This is a genomic window from Enterobacter quasimori, from assembly GCF_018597345.1.
GTDB classification, from domain to species: domain Bacteria; phylum Pseudomonadota; class Gammaproteobacteria; order Enterobacterales; family Enterobacteriaceae; genus Enterobacter; species Enterobacter mori.
In genome coordinates this window covers 1,170,370-1,184,818 of the sequence record NZ_JAHEVU010000001.1, presented here as the reverse complement: position 1 = coordinate 1,184,818, position 14,449 = coordinate 1,170,370, and the positions used below count along the sequence as shown (strand labels likewise).

The following is a 14,449-nucleotide window of genomic DNA, read 5'->3' as shown; positions in this document are numbered from 1 at the left end:
GCTATCAGTTCAGACGCACTGGCATACCAGAACGGTTCTGGATCGCCTGGTCAACCACGGTCGTTTCCACGTCAGCCTGAGAGGTCACGGACTGCACCGCGCTGGTCAGGTTGATTGGCACGATTTCGTTGTTGTTGATCTGATCTTCGCTGGTGGACAGCGGGTTGTGCACTTCGATGTAGCGGCTGCCGTCTGGCTCAGAGGTCGCTTTCACCGGTTCGTTAATGAACTGGACGCGGGTACCGACCGGCACGTTTTCGAACAGGAACTTAATGTCGTCGTTACGCAGACGCACGCAGCCGTGGCTAACGCGCAGGCCGATGCCGAAGTTGGCGTTGGTACCGTGGATAGCGTACAGGCGGCCAATGTACAGCGCGTACAGACCCATCGGGTTATCCGGGCCTGCTGGCACAACGGCTGGCAGCGGTTCGCCCGCAGCAATGTACTCCGCGTGCATTTTGGCGGTTGGGGTCCAGGTTGGGCCGGCTTTCTTACGCTCAACTTTGGTGGTCCAGTTCAGCGGGGTATCTTTACCCAGCTGGCCGATACCGATTGGCAGCACGATAACGGTGTTAGTGCCTTTCGGGTAGTAATACAGACGCATTTCGGCGCTGTTGATTACGATACCTTCATGAACGGTATCCGGCAGGATCAACTGCTGAGGGATGTTCAGCACGGTACCTGCTTTTGGCAGATACGGGTCAACGCCCGGGTTTGCTTCGAGCATGTTAGACAGACCGAGCTGGTATTCAGCGGCAAAATATTCCAGCGGCTGAGCGTTGCCTTCCGGCACAATCACCACCTGGTTTTGCCCAACCAGACGGCTACCGTCTGTCGGCAGGGGATACGTCACCGCAGAAGCGGTCTTGCAAAAACCTACTACGGCTAACGCTGCCGCAAAAAGCGTTGTCAATTTCATGTTCATGTTGTGCGAGGTATCTAAGCCATTCAGGCGATGAGTTGATAAGTCTGAATCTGTGATGGGAGCGCATTATATGTGCATTCCCGCTAACAGGGAATTCAGATGTGTACGAAATCACATTTTTTTCGATTTTGTTAAAGTTTAGTGGATTGCCGCAACACGGGATCTCAATTCGGAATTGTGGCATAATGCCGTGTTTATCACACTTTTCGCAGGAATCTCCCCGTGTTAGTTACCAGCAACGTCACTATGCAGTTTGGCAGTAAGCCGCTGTTCGAAAACATTTCCGTCAAATTTGGCGGCGGCAACCGTTACGGCCTGATTGGTGCCAACGGTAGCGGAAAATCCACCTTTATGAAGATCCTCGGCGGCGATCTGGAGCCGACCCTCGGCAACGTGTCGCTCGATCCTAACGAGCGCATCGGTAAGCTGCGTCAGGATCAGTTCGCCTTCGAAGAGTTCACCGTGCTCGACACCGTGATCATGGGGCACGCGGAGCTGTGGGAAGTGAAGCAGGAGCGCGATCGCATCTACGCGCTGGCCGAAATGAGCGAAGAAGATGGCTATAAGGTGGCCGATCTGGAAACGCAGTACGGCGAGATGGACGGTTACTCTGCGGAAGCGCGTGCGGGCGAGCTGCTGCTGGGCGTCGGCATTCCGGTTGAACAGCATTACGGCCCGATGAGCGAAGTTGCGCCAGGCTGGAAGCTGCGCGTGCTGCTGGCTCAGGCGCTGTTCTCTAACCCGGACATCCTGCTGCTCGACGAACCAACGAACAACCTGGACATCGACACCATCCGCTGGCTGGAGCAGACGCTCAACGACCGCGACAGCACCATGATCATCATCTCGCACGACCGTCACTTCCTGAACATGGTCTGTACGCACATGGCGGATCTGGACTACGGCGAGCTGCGCGTCTATCCGGGCAACTACGACGAGTACATGACGGCGGCCACCCAGGCGCGCGAGCGTCTGCTGGCGGATAACGCCAAGAAGAAAGCGCAGATTGCTGACCTGCAGTCCTTCGTCAGCCGCTTCAGCGCCAACGCCTCTAAATCGCGTCAGGCAACCTCGCGCGCGCGCCAGATTGATAAAATCAAGCTGGAAGAGGTTAAAGCCTCCAGCCGTCAGAACCCGTTCATCCGCTTCGAGCAGGACAAGAAGCTGTTCCGTAACGCGCTGGAAGTGGAAGCCCTTACCAAAGGCTTCGATGAAGGCCCGCTGTTTAAAAACTTCAACCTGCTGCTGGAAGTAGGCGAGAAGATTGCCATTCTGGGCGCCAACGGCGTGGGTAAATCCACCATGCTGAAAACCCTGGTCGGCGAACTGCAGCCGGACAACGGCACCGTGAAATGGTCCGAGAACGCGCAGATTGGCTACTACGCGCAGGACCATGAGTACGAGTTCGAAAATGACCTGACCGTCTTCGACTGGATGAGCCAGTGGAAGCAGGAAGGCGACGACGAGCAGGCGGTGCGCAGCATTCTGGGTCGTCTGCTGTTCAGCCAGGACGACATCAAAAAGCCGGCTAAAGTGCTCTCCGGTGGTGAGAAAGGCCGCATGCTGTTCGGCAAGCTGATGATGGAAAAACCAAACATCCTGGTGATGGACGAACCGACTAACCACCTGGATATGGAATCTATCGAATCCCTGAACATGGCGCTGGAGATGTACCAGGGCACGCTGATCTTCGTCTCTCACGACCGTGAGTTTGTCAGCTCGCTGGCGACTCGCGTGATCGAAATTACGCCAGAGCGCGTGGTGGACTTCACCGGTAACTACGAAGATTACCTGCGCAGCAAAGGTATCGAGAACTAAAAAAAAGCCGGGTGGCGGCTTCGCCTTACCCGGCCTACGTTCTATTCCCTCTCCCAGTGGGAGAGGGTTAGGGTGAGGGCATCAGGCCGCACTACAGCACCCATTCACTCCCTTCAACCCCGTTCACCCGCAGCGTACGTTTTTCCCCCGCCGGTAACGACACCTTCAGCGCTTTCCACGCCGGACGATAATCCCCGCGCGCGTTCACCTTCAGGTTGATGGTTGCGCCATCGCACACCATTTCCCATTCCACCCACAGCGCATTGCCGTTCTGGTATCCCCAGCTTTCACCGTCGTCTTCAAACAGCATGCCCGAGGTTGTGCCGACGCCCTTCACCGGGAACAGCTTCAGTTCGCGGGCCGTATCTTTTTCGGCACTCACATGCGTGATACGCTCGCTGAGCGGCAGGCCGGCACCGGCGCGCACCAGCAGCGGCAGTTTTTCCAGCGGCGCGTCGAGAACGATGGATTGCCCGCCTGCATACCACGCGTGGGTGTAAAAATCGTACCAGCCCGTTTCGTTCTCCGGCAGCCAGACGCGGCGCTCGCGCTGCCCGGCTTCGACGACGCTGGCCACCAGCAGGTCGCGGCCCAGCAGGAAGTCATCGCACTCCTCAAACGTCTGTGCATCGTGCTCGTGGTCGAGGAAGGTCGGGCGCAGCATCGGCTCGTCGTCGGCGTGCGCCTGCCAGAGCAGAGTATAGAGATACGGCAGCAGGCGGTAGCGCAGCTCAATCGCGCCGCGAATGGCTGGGGTGACGCCCGGGTACATCCACGGCTCGTTCACCGTGTGGTCATCGTTCCACGAGTGAATGGTAAAGCGCGGGTGCATCACGCCGTTCTGCACCCAGCGCACGAACAGCTCGGCGTCCGGCTTGTCGCCGGAGAAACCGCCCACGTCATGGCCGACGTTGAACAGCCCGGACAGGCTCATGCCCAGCCCCATGCGGATGTTATAGCGCAGCGTGTCCCAGCTGGTGCGGTTGTCGCCGCTCCAGGTCTGAACGTAGCGCTGCATCCCGGCGCAGCCGGAGCGGGAGATGAGATACGGGCGTTTTTCCGGCGCAAAGCGCTGCTGCGCTTCCAGCGAGGCGCGCATCATCAGTAGCGGCATCACCGGGCGAATGTGCTTGATGGCGATCTCCTGGCCGAAGCCGTGACAGCGGGCTTCCCCGTCCCACACTTCATACTCGTTGTTGTCGTTCCAGGTGGAGTCGATGCCCATCTCCAGCAGCTGCGTGGTGACGCCGTTCTGCCACCACTGCACCGTCTGCGGGTTGGTAAAGTCGAGGTGCGAGCCTTCGTCATCCCAGAAGCTGGAACGTTCGGGGGCATCGGTTTCTGAATCGCGAATGAACAGGCCGCTCTCCGCCACTTCGCTGTAGCGCGGATGATCCTGCAGCAGGCACGGCTTGATGTTGGCGGCCAGCTTCAATCCCGCGTCGTGGAACGCCTGGCTCATTACCTTCGGCTGCGGCACTTTGTCATAGTTCCAGTTGAAGACGTAGCGCTTGCCGTTGATGGAGGTATAGCCAGACGAAAGCTGGAACGAGTCGCACGGAATGGCGTGTTCTTCACACAGTCGGATGAAGTTCATCAGCTGGTTTTGCGCGTCCGGCGCGTCGGTGTAGTGCATGGTCGAGCCGCTGTAGCCCAGGCTCCATTTCGGTCCGAACAGCGTTTTCCCGGTGAGGCGCACAAAGGCCTTGGTGACGTCCAGCACGCGCTTGCCGGTAAAGATGTAGTAGTCGATATCGCCCGCTTCCGCCTGCCAGCGGCGATAGGCGGTGTGGTAGTTGTCGATCTCGTTGCCCAGATCCAGCCAGCAGCTGCTCAGGTTGTCGTAGAACAGGCCGTAGCTGACGTCGTCGCGGCGGGCGATAGTGAACGGGATGTGCTTGTAGAGCGGGTCGGTGCTGGCCGCGTTGTACCCCATTGCGTCGAGGTTGCGCATCTCATAGCGTTTGCCGTTGCGCTGCAGATCGCCCGCTTTTTCGCCCAGGCCGTAGAAACGCTCGTCCTTGCGGCGGCTCAGGTAGTGCGCCACGCCGTCGCCGTGGGCGTTCAGCAGGTAGGCGCTGGTGGGGCGGTCATTGACCAGCGGCAGCCATTCGCCCGCCTCATTGCGGTAGTGCCACTCCAGCCACAGCGGCTGGTGGACGGTCACGCGCAGCTGTTCGGTTGCCACGGTCAGCGTCTCACCCTGCTGCGTCAGGTTCCAGGCCGGGCAGGAGAAACCGCTTATGTCGTCACGACGGCGGCCTTCCCAGGGCACGTCTTTTTCCGGCGCGATACTCCAGGTGCGGTCCAGCGCCAGCTCGCCTTTGCGCTTAATCAGCACGCGGAAAAGGTTCTCTTCCAGCACATACAGGCACAGGCGGTGCTGGTTATCGACCAGCAGTTCCAGATGGTTTGCCGACTGCGTATCAAGGGTCCAGTTTTTCAGGGTTTTCATATGCAATACATCCACTATCAGGCGCGCTTGGCGCGACGTTCAGCAATAAATGCTACCAGGAAGACAGCGCCAATCAGGTCAAAGAAGCCCATGGCGATAAAGAGCGGGTTAAAGCCGATTTTGTCGGCGGTCACACCGATTAACAGCGAGAACAGGAAGCTGGCGATCCACGCCGCCGAGCCGCGCATGCCGTTGACGGTCGCCATCTGTCCTTTGTCGAAGGACTCCACGACCAGGGCGCTCAGCATGCAGGAGATGATCTGGTGCCCGAAGCCGCCGATGGAGATCAGCACGATGGTGATATACGGGTCGCGGGTGATGGCCACGATGGCCAGCGAGATCATCAGGAACGCGCCGGTCACGGAGCTGGCGACGACCGAGTTAACGCGGGAGCAGCCGAACAGGCGGGTGTACAGACGCGTCAGGTAGCCGCTCGCCACGCTGCCGAGGTCGGCGGCGAGGAACGGCAGCCAGGCAAACATCGCAATCTGCTTCAGGTCCATGCCGTGCTCTTTGGCGAGGTACAGCGGTACCCAGAAGCTCAGCACCGCCCAGGCGGGTTCCGCCATAAAGGCCGGGATGGCGATACCGTAGAAGCGTTTGTTTTTCGAGACGGTTTTCAGCGCGGTCAGGAAGGGCAGTTTGACGGCAGGCGGTTCGTTATCCTGTTTGATAAACGCCAGCTCGTCCTTGCTCAGGTTCGGGTGCTGCTCCGGGTTATGGTAGAACGCCCACCACAGGATCACCCACAGCAGCGCCAGCACGCCGGTAAACATAAACGCCCCCTGCCAGCCAAACGAGGCGTGAGCAAAGTAGATGATTGGCGGAGCCAGCATCGCGCCGATGGAGAAGCCCACGCCCGCCCAGCCGGCGGCAACGGGTCGTTCTGATTTCGGGAACCATTCACCGATGGTTTTGGCGTTCGCCGGGGTAGCGGCGGCCTCTGAGGCACCCATAAAGAAGCGCAAAATAGCCAGGTGCAGCCAGCTTCCGGCGCCCGCGTGGAAAATACACATCAGCGCCCAGATCCCGGCGCAGACCATAAAGCCAATCTTCAGGCCGATCACGTCAATCAGCCAGCCGCAGAGGGGCTGGAAAATGGTGTAGGCGATCTGGAACGCGCCAACGATCCAGGAGTACTGCTCGGTGGTGATCCCGAGGCTCTCTTTCAGCTCGGGGGCAAGAATGCCTAACGAATTTCGGGTGATGTAGTTAACGGTGACGCCAAGTAAGAACAGCACCAGCACGTACCAGCGCAGGTTCTTGATGACGCGACGGGTTTTGCTTGTCGCAACGGTGTTATTGATGTCCTGACTCATTTTACTCTCCACAAGACGGACGGTAAGGGGACGGAGGTTCAGGTGTCACACAGATTTTTATGCCTTTGATTTCTATCCGTTTAAATTGCTTAAGTTGGTATACAACTAGTATGGAAGTTGTGTGACAAGTTCACCTTAAGGGAGAAAATGAGTGGGCAATAGTGGATTTTGTGCAAAATTTCTCATAACTAACTCAACCACTCTGGCATGATGGCATTTATGTCAGTTATTGCCTGACGGATACGCTATGAAAATTTTTTCATTTCGCAAATGGAGCCAGATCACAAAATGGACAAAAGGCTAAAAATCACCGAAATCGCCGCCCGTACGCAGCTCTCGATCAGCACCGTGTCTCGGGTGCTGGCGGGGAAAGCGAATACCAGCGAAAAAGCGCGCGCAAAGGTGCTGGCGTGCGCGCGGGAGCTGGGGGTGATGGAGGGCATGGCGGCGGGACGGCTGCTGCTCAATAGCCTGGTGGTTTTTGCCCCCCAGCGCGCCTTCGACGAGCGGTCCGACATCTTTTACTACCGCGTGATCCAGAGCGTGAGTAAAGGCCTCGCGTCCCATGATGTGCGCCTGCGCTACTGCGCGCTGGAAGAGAACGACAGCGACGCCCAGCTTTTTCTGGCGCGCATGAATGAGCCGGATACTCAGGCGGCAATCCTTCTCGGCATCGACGATCCGCACATTCACGATCTGGCGGTGGATGTGGGTAAACCCTGCATGCTGATTAACTGCCGCGACCGGCACATGCGTCTGCCTGCCGTTGCGCCGGACCACCGCGCCATTGGCGAGCGGGCGGCGGAATACCTGTTCGAGATGGGACACCGTGAGGTGATGAACGTTTTGTGCCTGCGTCGCTACACCATGGAGCTGCGCCTGTCGGGGATCCGCGACGCGTGGCAGTCCCATAACCTGACGTTCAGCGATAAACGCGATCTGCTGGTGGTGCCCAGCTTCAGCGCGCGAGAAACGGAACAGGCGGTCAGCAGCTGGCTCAGCGAAGTGCAGGGGAAAGATTTACCTACCGCGTTTCTGGTCGGCGGCGACTTTATGGCGGCGGGCACCATCAGCGCATTACAAAACCACGGTCTGCGCGTGCCGCAGGACGTGTCGGTGATGAGCATCGACGGGTTTAACCTGGCGGCGATCCAGGATGTTCCCTTAACGGCCGTGCACGTTCCCCGCGACGAGCTCGGAACCGAAGCGGTACATATGCTCCAGCAGAGGCTCATGCGCCCGGACGCGCCGGTGGGGACGTTACTGCTTAACGGTACGTTGACCGTTCGGGATTCGGTACGGCGGATACGTCAGGGAAAACGACGCACCGCCGTAGAGCGGGAAGGGCTGTACGACAGTTAAGCCATGCCCAGCGCGCGCTTGCCGTGGATGTTGAGATCGTTCACGGTAAAGCGGTCCTGCCAGCTCTTTTCATAATCCTCGCGCGGGAAGTCTCCTGGCGACGCGCCGGTCTCCAGCGCTTCCTTCACCTTCTTCGCATAGGCGAGGTTTTTCTCGCACATCGGTGCGGCGGGAATGTACATTACGTTGCCCCAGCCCTGCTGATTGTCCACCGGCGCGACGGAGTGGATCACATCGCAGTGCCACCACACCGAATCACCCGCCTCGAGTGCCGGAATGCTGGTCAGCGCCTCGATGAGAAGCGGGTGCCACTTCTCGGAAACCGGCAGCACGCGCCCCGGCGCCACGCCGCACAGCTCGTCTTCCGGCACGTCGTCCAGCAGCGGACGCAGCAAAATATACGCCATCGCTTCCGGGATGGGCACCACGTGCAGCAGCCCCTGGCCGGGGATCATGTCCGACAGCGCCGTCCAGCCCTGGAAGGTGCGGAACACCGAGCATTTGGTGGTGTTATCGACGGTATACTCTTCCACTTCGGTACGGTGCGCGGCGTTCCACGGATCGTATTTCTCAACGTTGCCGTCAAACACGCGGGCGAACACCTGCTGGTAAGCCGGCAGCAGCCAGCGCTCCAGCGCGCCGGAGTCGGTATGCGCGCCCAGCCCTTTCGAGGTGGTTCCCGGCGGACGGCGGCGGATACGGTCCGGATAAATCACGCTCACGTCCGGGTCAAACCACTGTTTGCCGTTGCTCTCGAATGTCCATAAACGGTTCAGGAACGACTGCACCTGCGCCATCTCTTCGCTCTGGCGCGCCTGCATCTGCGCCTGCGACCAGTAAATCGGGTAAATCTCCGGACGAGAGGCCGTTAAGGTGCCGAAGAAGTTATCGCCCGGCCCTTTATACACCTCGTCAAACTTGTTCAGATCGAGGTAGTCGAGCATCGACTGATCCCACGCCAGCGCCTGCTCGCGCGGGAAGTGACCTTTAATCACCGCGCAGCCGCGGCGCTTAACGGCTTCGCGCTGCGCGTCGGTAATGGTGCCGTTTTTTACATCGGCAAACGGGATCGTTGGCCAGACGGATTCACCTTTATTTTTAAGCGCGTTAATTTCCGCCACGCGGGTGGCAATGCTGTCGCTGAGCTTGTTGAACACCGCCTGCACGTCGCCGATCTGCGCGCGCAGCTCACGTTTCAACTGACGGATTGCCGCTTTGTGATCCGCCGGCAAAGTTTCACTGGTAAAGGTCATAACTGCCTCGCATCTTTCATTCGAAAGTAAAAATATCTACAAGTGATACTTTAAGTTAAAATTAAGTTAATGCAAGTTTAAAAACTTGACGCAAGCCACAGGACGGAAAAAGAGTGATAAGCCGGAGCCAGGCTCCGGCGAGGAGAGGATCAGGCGTCGAACGGGGAATGGTTGTCGAGCACGGCCTGAATGACGTTCAGCGCGCCCTGATGGTTGTTGTCGTCGGTGCTGTAATGGCTGATTTCTTTGATGCTTTCCGCCGCGTTGCCCATCGCAAAGGAATATTTCACCAGCTTCAGCATTTCGGCATCGTTGCCGCTGTCGCCAATGGCCACGCACTCCTGCGGGGAGATTTTCCAGCGCTTCAGCAGGCGGCTGATGCCGTTAGCCTTGTGCAGGCCGGGGATAATCAAATCCACAAAGCCAAAGCCGCTGGTAACGGGCTTCATGATACCGTCCAGCGAGACGTGCAGCTTATCCACCAGATTAGGGATATCGCTGTCCGGCAGGTTCAGGGAGAACTTAAACAGCACGTCGTCAATTTCACGGTAATCGCTGATGCGCTTTAAGCGGTGGTAGTGCTTTGACATCAGCGCCACGAACGCTTCAGGAGCTTTGTCGCTCACGTAGGCACTCTCCAGCCCGCAGGCCACGAAGTTCAGCCCTTTATCTTTCAGCAGCTCGCCAATGACGATCTGCGATTCATGGCGGGTTAGCTCGCCGTGAAAAATCTGTTCCCCGCGATCGAACACCAGCGCGCCGTTTTCCGCCACGAAGGAGATCCGATCTTTGAGCTCCGGAAAGAAGGAGATGAGCTGGTAATACTGGTTGCCGCTGGCGACAACGAATTCAATGTCGCGGGCTTTAAGCTGCGCAAACTGTGCCTGGAAGCGGTCGCGATCGTACTGCTTGGCATCATCAAGGAAAGTTCCGTCCATATCGGTGACGATAACTTTAACGGTCATACTGTGCTCCTGGGTCACTGCGTTTTGAAACATTCTAATAACAAGGTGACGGGGAGCACAAATTTAATTTCATTCGAAAGTAAAAGCAAAACGGCAACCGAGGTTGCCGTTTTTAGTGTTTTCTCCCTCTCCCCGTGGGAGAGGGCCGGGGTGAGGGCATCAGCGTGCGCATTTCCCCTTAGGGGATACACCGTTACAGCGTATGTTCAGTACGGGCGATAATATCGTCCTGCGCATCCGACGACAGGGCGGTGAAGAACGCCGAGTAGCCCGCGACGCGCACCACGAGGTCACGATACTGGTCAGGGTGTTTCTTCGCCTCCAGCAGCGTGTCGCGCGAGACGATGTTGTACTGAATATGCCAGCCCTTATGTACCTCGAAGAAGGTGCGCAGCAGCACCATCAGCTTCTGGCGATCGCTGTCGTTTTCCAGCGTTGACGGGTTCAGCTTCTGGTTCAGCAGCACGCCGCCGAGAATCGCCTCGGTAGGCAGTTTACCCACCGACCCGATCACCGCCGTCGGGCCGAGGTGATCGGTACCGGAAGCCGGGCTTGCCCCTTCCGCCAGCGGGGTGTGCGCCTTACGTCCGTCTGGCGTCGCCATCGTCGCCGCGCCAAACGGCACGTTCGCGGAAATGGAAGAGGTGCCCGCGTAATAGTTACCGCCAATCGGGCCGCGGCCGTAGCGTGGGTTGTGGTACTGCTTCAGCTCTTCAATATAGGTCTGATAGGCACGGGTCAGCAGCATATCCACGCTGTCGTCGTCGTTGCCGTACTTCGGCGCGCCGTTGATCAGGCGCTGACGCAGCTGCTCGTGAGTCAGCCCCTCGAAGTCATCCGCCAGGGCGGCCGCCAGCTGCTGCTGGCCAATGACGCCCTGTTCGAACACCAGCTTCTTCACCGCCGCCAGGCTGTTGCCGAGGTTGGCGATGCCCACCTGCAGGCCGGAGACCCAGTCATACTTCGCGCCGCCCTGCTTGATGCTTTTCGCGCGTTCGATGCAGTCGTCCACCAGCGCCGAGCAGAGAATATCGTGGACATTTTCCTCCAGCATGGTGTCCACCACGTACTCAATCTCGATGGATTTACGGGTGTAGTAGCGGATCTGGCTGTCCCACGCCGCCATCACCTCGTCGAAATTGTCGAAGTTACCGGCAGAAAGCGCTTTCTCCTGCGGCAGGAATACCTTGCCGCTGGTGGCATCGCGGCCGCCTTCCAGCGCGGCCAGCATCACGCGGGCGAAGTTGATAAAGCTCATGCCGGTGCAGCGATAGCCCCACTTGCCGCCCACCGCGGTTTCGATGCAGCCGATGGCCGCGTAGTCGTAGGCGTCGCCGCGCTCAACGCCGAGCTTGATGAATTCCGGGATCACGATTTCATCGTTGTTGAACGCCGGCATCCCGAAGCCGCAGCGGATCACCTGCACGCAGGCGTCGAGGAAGTCGTTGCTCATGCCCGCGTGATAGCGCACGCTCAGGTTCGGCTGGGTGGAGCGCAGACGGCCGCAGGATTCCAGAATCGCGTACGAGAGCGGGTTCACCGCGTCCATCGGCTCACCGTTGACCAGCTTCTGGCCGCCGATGGTGACGTTCTGGTACAGCGGGCTGCCGGCGGAAGCCTTGGAGTGCGAGCCGGAGCGGATCTTGTTCACTTCCAGCAGCTTCAGCCAACAGCTGTGCAGCAGTTCAATGGCGTGTTCGCGGTCGAGGCTCTGGTTCAGCTCCACGTCGCGGCGGTAGTACGGATAGAGATACTGATCCATACGCGCGAAGGAGACGGAGTGGCCGTTGGACTCAATCTGCAGGATCAGCTGAATGAAGTAGCACAGCTGCAGCGCCTGCCAGAAGGTTTTTGGCGGCTCGTGAGCAATCACGTCGCAGTTTTCTGCCATCGCCAGCAGCTCGTCGCGGCGGCTTGCGCGGGTTTCGGTTGAGGCCATCTCGCGCGCCAGATCGGCGAAGCGTTTGATGTGCAGGCTCACCGCTTCCAGCACGATATCAATCGCCTTCAGGAACTGGTCGCCGTGCAGGTCTTCCAGTACCGTCAGGTTGATGCGCGAGCGGCGCTCGGCCACTTTGGCGCGCAGGCCGTCGAGACCTTTCTCCAGCACCAGCGGGAAGTTCACCGCCAGGTGCGCGTCGCCGGAGGTCATGTTGCCTTCGGCTTTGATGATGCCGCTTTCCAGCAGGCCTTTCTGCTCGTCGGTGAACATGCCGTAGCAGCGGTCCTGCACCGTCTGGCCGCGCCACCACGGGCAGATTTCATGCAGTACGCGCTTGTTCTCTTCGCTCACCGCAAAGCCCGCGCCCGGGCGGTCCGCCAGGCCGTCGATCTCTTTCTCAATCCAGGAGACGGTGTATTCCGGGAAAATCGGTGCGGCGCGCACTTCGCTGGCCTGGTTACCGATAATCAGCTCGTCGTGTTTGATCCAGATGGTACGTTCCGCCAGGTGATGCGCCAGCGCCAGGGCGCGACGGACCGGGATCGGCTTGTCCATGTGCTGCTGGTACATTTCGGTGTAATGCTGCGCGCGCTCGGTACAGACCGGCGGCTTGACGATATGCACCAGGGCCGTTTTGTGCGCCTTAATGCGCTCGCTGAGGGTATTGAGATTCAGGGTTGTCATAGGTTTATCCTCGTAAGGTCGCGGTTAACCCTTTCTGGCAGGCGTACTGCTGCGCGAAGTCCAGCAGGGCAGGGTTATCCAGCGGTTTGTCAGGGGCAGAGTAGGGTTGGCCGAGCAGGGTGTATTTGTTCATGCCCAGCGTGTGATACGGCAGAAAATGAATATCGTCGACGCCGAGTTCGTCGGCGGCGAAGTTGGTAATGGCGGTGATGGAGGCTTCATCGGCGTTGAAGCCCTGGATCAGCGGCACGCGGATGGTGATCTTTTTCCCGGCGGCGGCAAGGCGCTTCAGGTTGTCCAGGATGCGCTTAGCCGAACCGTCCGTCCACAGCTTGAAAACGTCGCCGTCGACGTGCTTCAGGTCGGCGAGGAACAGATCGACGTACGGTAATGACGGCTCGATATAGTGCCACGGCACGTGAAGGCAGGTTTCGACGGCGGTGTGGATCCCGTGTTCGTGGCTGGCTTTAAACAGGGCCTGCGCCAGTTCAGGGTTCATAAACGGCTCGCCGCCGGAGAGGGTGATCCCGCCGCCGCTGCGATCGTAGAAGGGTTTGTCGCGCAGTACGGTCGCCATGATCTCCTCGACCTGCTGCTCTTCACCGCAGACGGTCAGCGACTGCGTCGGGCAGCAGTCGGTAAGGGCATTAAGCGTCTCTTCATTCAGCTTTTCGCGGTGGATGACCAGACCATTCAGCGCGCGTTCGATACAGCCCGGTGCCGCCTGCTGGCACAGGTCGCAGCCGTCCAGACACAGGCGCGCATCAAACAGCACGTCCCGGCTGCGGGAGCGGCTTTCCGGGTTCTGGCACCAGCGACAGCCCAGCGAGCAGCCTTTCAGGAACACCACGGTTCGAATGCCGGGGCCATCGTGGGTAGAGTAACGCTGAATATTGAAGATCATGATTTCGCCTCTTATCTTGCATATGAAGATTAAATGACTTTCGAATGAAAGCTATCTTGATACAGGTCAACTACTGAGCAGGTTTTGTCGTGATAGGGTAAGTGCAGGCTAATTTTGAGGGTGACATCATGGAACTTTATCTCGACACATCTGACGTTGCGGCAGTTAAAAAGCTGGCGCGTATCTTCCCGCTGGCGGGCGTGACCACCAACCCAAGCATTGTGGCGGCAGGTAAAACGCCGCTGGACGTATTATTGCCAGAGCTGCACGACGCGCTGGGCGGTAAAGGCCGCCTGTTCGCCCAGGTGATGGCGACCACCGCCGAAGGGATGGTGGAGGACGCGCGCAAGCTGCGCGCCATCATTAACGATCTGGTGGTGAAAGTGCCGGTGACCGCAGAGGGGCTGGCGGCGATTAAGATGCTGAAGGCTGAAGGGATCCCGACGTTGGGTACGGCGGTATACGGTGCCGCGCAGGGGATGCTCTCCGCGCTGGCAGGTGCTGAGTATGTGGCGCCTTACGTTAACCGCGTGGACGCGCAGGGCGGGGACGGGATCCAGACCGTGGTTGAATTACAGCAGCTGCTGACGCTGCACGCCCCGCAGTCAAAGGTGCTGGCCGCGAGCTTTAAAACCCCGCGTCAGGCGCTGGACTGCCTGCTGGCAGGGTGCGAGTCCATCACGCTGCCGCTGGACGTGGCGCAGCAGTTTATTACCTCTCCGGCCGTGGATGCGGCGATCGTGAAGTTCGAGCAGGACTGGCAGGGGGCGTTTGGAAGGACGTCGATCTGATACTGTTGCCGGGTGGCGCTGACGCTTACCC

Annotated in this window: 10 protein-coding genes; 3 read left to right on the top strand and 7 right to left on the bottom strand. The window is 59.0% G+C overall.

The window, feature by feature from the left end:
* Positions 1 to 4 precede the first annotated feature (4 nt).
* Entirely contained in the window at positions 5 to 925 is a 921-nt protein-coding gene (ldtB, locus tag KK102_RS05710; RefSeq protein WP_010428965.1) for a L,D-transpeptidase, read from the bottom strand.
* A gap of 222 nt (positions 926 to 1,147) precedes the next feature.
* Here ldtB and KK102_RS05705 point away from each other — a divergent pair, with 222 nt between their 5' ends.
* Positions 1,148 to 2,743: an ABC-F family ATPase gene (locus KK102_RS05705; protein ID WP_024908697.1), complete on the top strand. Its 1,596-nt coding sequence runs from the start codon at positions 1,148 to 1,150 to the stop codon at positions 2,741 to 2,743.
* Positions 2,744 to 2,834: 91 nt separating this feature from the next.
* Here KK102_RS05705 and KK102_RS05700 read toward each other — a convergent pair whose 3' ends face one another.
* Both KK102_RS05700 and KK102_RS05695 read right to left on the bottom strand, forming a co-directional pair.
* Positions 2,835 to 5,198, bottom strand: a complete 2,364-nt coding sequence (locus tag KK102_RS05700) for a glycoside hydrolase family 31 protein (RefSeq protein ID WP_216357154.1) — start codon at positions 5,196 to 5,198, stop codon at positions 2,835 to 2,837.
* A 17-nt stretch (positions 5,199 to 5,215) separates the two neighbouring features.
* Entirely contained in the window at positions 5,216 to 6,517 is a 1,302-nt protein-coding gene (locus KK102_RS05695; RefSeq protein WP_024908695.1) for an MFS transporter, read from the bottom strand.
* A 288-nt stretch (positions 6,518 to 6,805) separates the two neighbouring features.
* On the opposite strand from KK102_RS05695, the gene KK102_RS05690 reads away from it, so the two are divergent.
* Positions 6,806 to 7,879: a LacI family DNA-binding transcriptional regulator gene (locus KK102_RS05690; protein WP_157188810.1), complete on the top strand. Its 1,074-nt coding sequence runs from the start codon at positions 6,806 to 6,808 to the stop codon at positions 7,877 to 7,879.
* Here KK102_RS05690 and KK102_RS05685 read toward each other — a convergent pair.
* The 4 genes from KK102_RS05685 to KK102_RS05670 all read right to left on the bottom strand — a co-directional run bounded on the left by KK102_RS05685 (position 7,876) and on the right by KK102_RS05670 (position 13,627).
* On the bottom strand, positions 7,876 to 9,132 hold the full coding sequence (locus KK102_RS05685) for a DUF1479 domain-containing protein (protein WP_216357153.1): 1,257 nt from the start codon (positions 9,130 to 9,132) through the stop codon (positions 7,876 to 7,878). The genes KK102_RS05690 and KK102_RS05685 overlap by 4 nt on opposite strands.
* A gap of 149 nt (positions 9,133 to 9,281) precedes the next feature.
* Positions 9,282 to 10,097 carry a Cof-type HAD-IIB family hydrolase gene (locus KK102_RS05680; RefSeq protein ID WP_216357152.1) on the bottom strand — a complete coding sequence of 272 codons (816 nt, stop codon included), beginning with the start codon at positions 10,095 to 10,097 and terminating at the stop codon, positions 9,282 to 9,284.
* A gap of 193 nt (positions 10,098 to 10,290) precedes the next feature.
* Positions 10,291 to 12,723, bottom strand: coding sequence for a formate C-acetyltransferase/glycerol dehydratase family glycyl radical enzyme (locus KK102_RS05675; RefSeq protein ID WP_216357151.1), 2,433 nt, complete (start codon positions 12,721 to 12,723; stop codon positions 10,291 to 10,293).
* 4 nt (positions 12,724 to 12,727) lie between these two features.
* Positions 12,728 to 13,627, bottom strand: coding sequence for a glycyl-radical enzyme activating protein (locus tag KK102_RS05670; RefSeq protein ID WP_216357150.1), 900 nt, complete (start codon positions 13,625 to 13,627; stop codon positions 12,728 to 12,730).
* A gap of 128 nt (positions 13,628 to 13,755) precedes the next feature.
* Between KK102_RS05670 and fsa the strand changes: the two genes are divergently transcribed.
* Positions 13,756 to 14,418 carry a fructose-6-phosphate aldolase gene (gene fsa, locus KK102_RS05665; RefSeq protein ID WP_010428983.1) on the top strand — a complete coding sequence of 221 codons (663 nt, stop codon included), beginning with the start codon at positions 13,756 to 13,758 and terminating at the stop codon, positions 14,416 to 14,418.
* Positions 14,419 to 14,449: the final 31 nt, after the last annotated feature.

What these genes read in the sequence shown, in the direction of transcription:
- ldtB (WP_010428965.1), bottom strand. Translation starts at nt 925, where the DNA reads ATGAACATGAAATTGACAACGCTTTTTGCGGCAGCGTTAGCCGTAGTA.
- KK102_RS05700 (WP_216357154.1), bottom strand. Translation starts at nt 5,198, where the DNA reads ATGAAAACCCTGAAAAACTGGACCCTTGATACGCAGTCGGCAAACCAT.
- KK102_RS05695 (WP_024908695.1), bottom strand. Translation starts at nt 6,517, where the DNA reads ATGAGTCAGGACATCAATAACACCGTTGCGACAAGCAAAACCCGTCGC.
- KK102_RS05690 (WP_157188810.1), top strand. Translation starts at nt 6,806, where the DNA reads ATGGACAAAAGGCTAAAAATCACCGAAATCGCCGCCCGTACGCAGCTC.
- KK102_RS05685 (WP_216357153.1), bottom strand. Translation starts at nt 9,132, where the DNA reads ATGACCTTTACCAGTGAAACTTTGCCGGCGGATCACAAAGCGGCAATC.
- KK102_RS05680 (WP_216357152.1), bottom strand. Translation starts at nt 10,097, where the DNA reads ATGACCGTTAAAGTTATCGTCACCGATATGGACGGAACTTTCCTTGAT.
- KK102_RS05675 (WP_216357151.1), bottom strand. Translation starts at nt 12,723, where the DNA reads ATGACAACCCTGAATCTCAATACCCTCAGCGAGCGCATTAAGGCGCAC.
- KK102_RS05670 (WP_216357150.1), bottom strand. Translation starts at nt 13,627, where the DNA reads ATGATCTTCAATATTCAGCGTTACTCTACCCACGATGGCCCCGGCATT.
- fsa (WP_010428983.1), top strand. Translation starts at nt 13,756, where the DNA reads ATGGAACTTTATCTCGACACATCTGACGTTGCGGCAGTTAAAAAGCTG.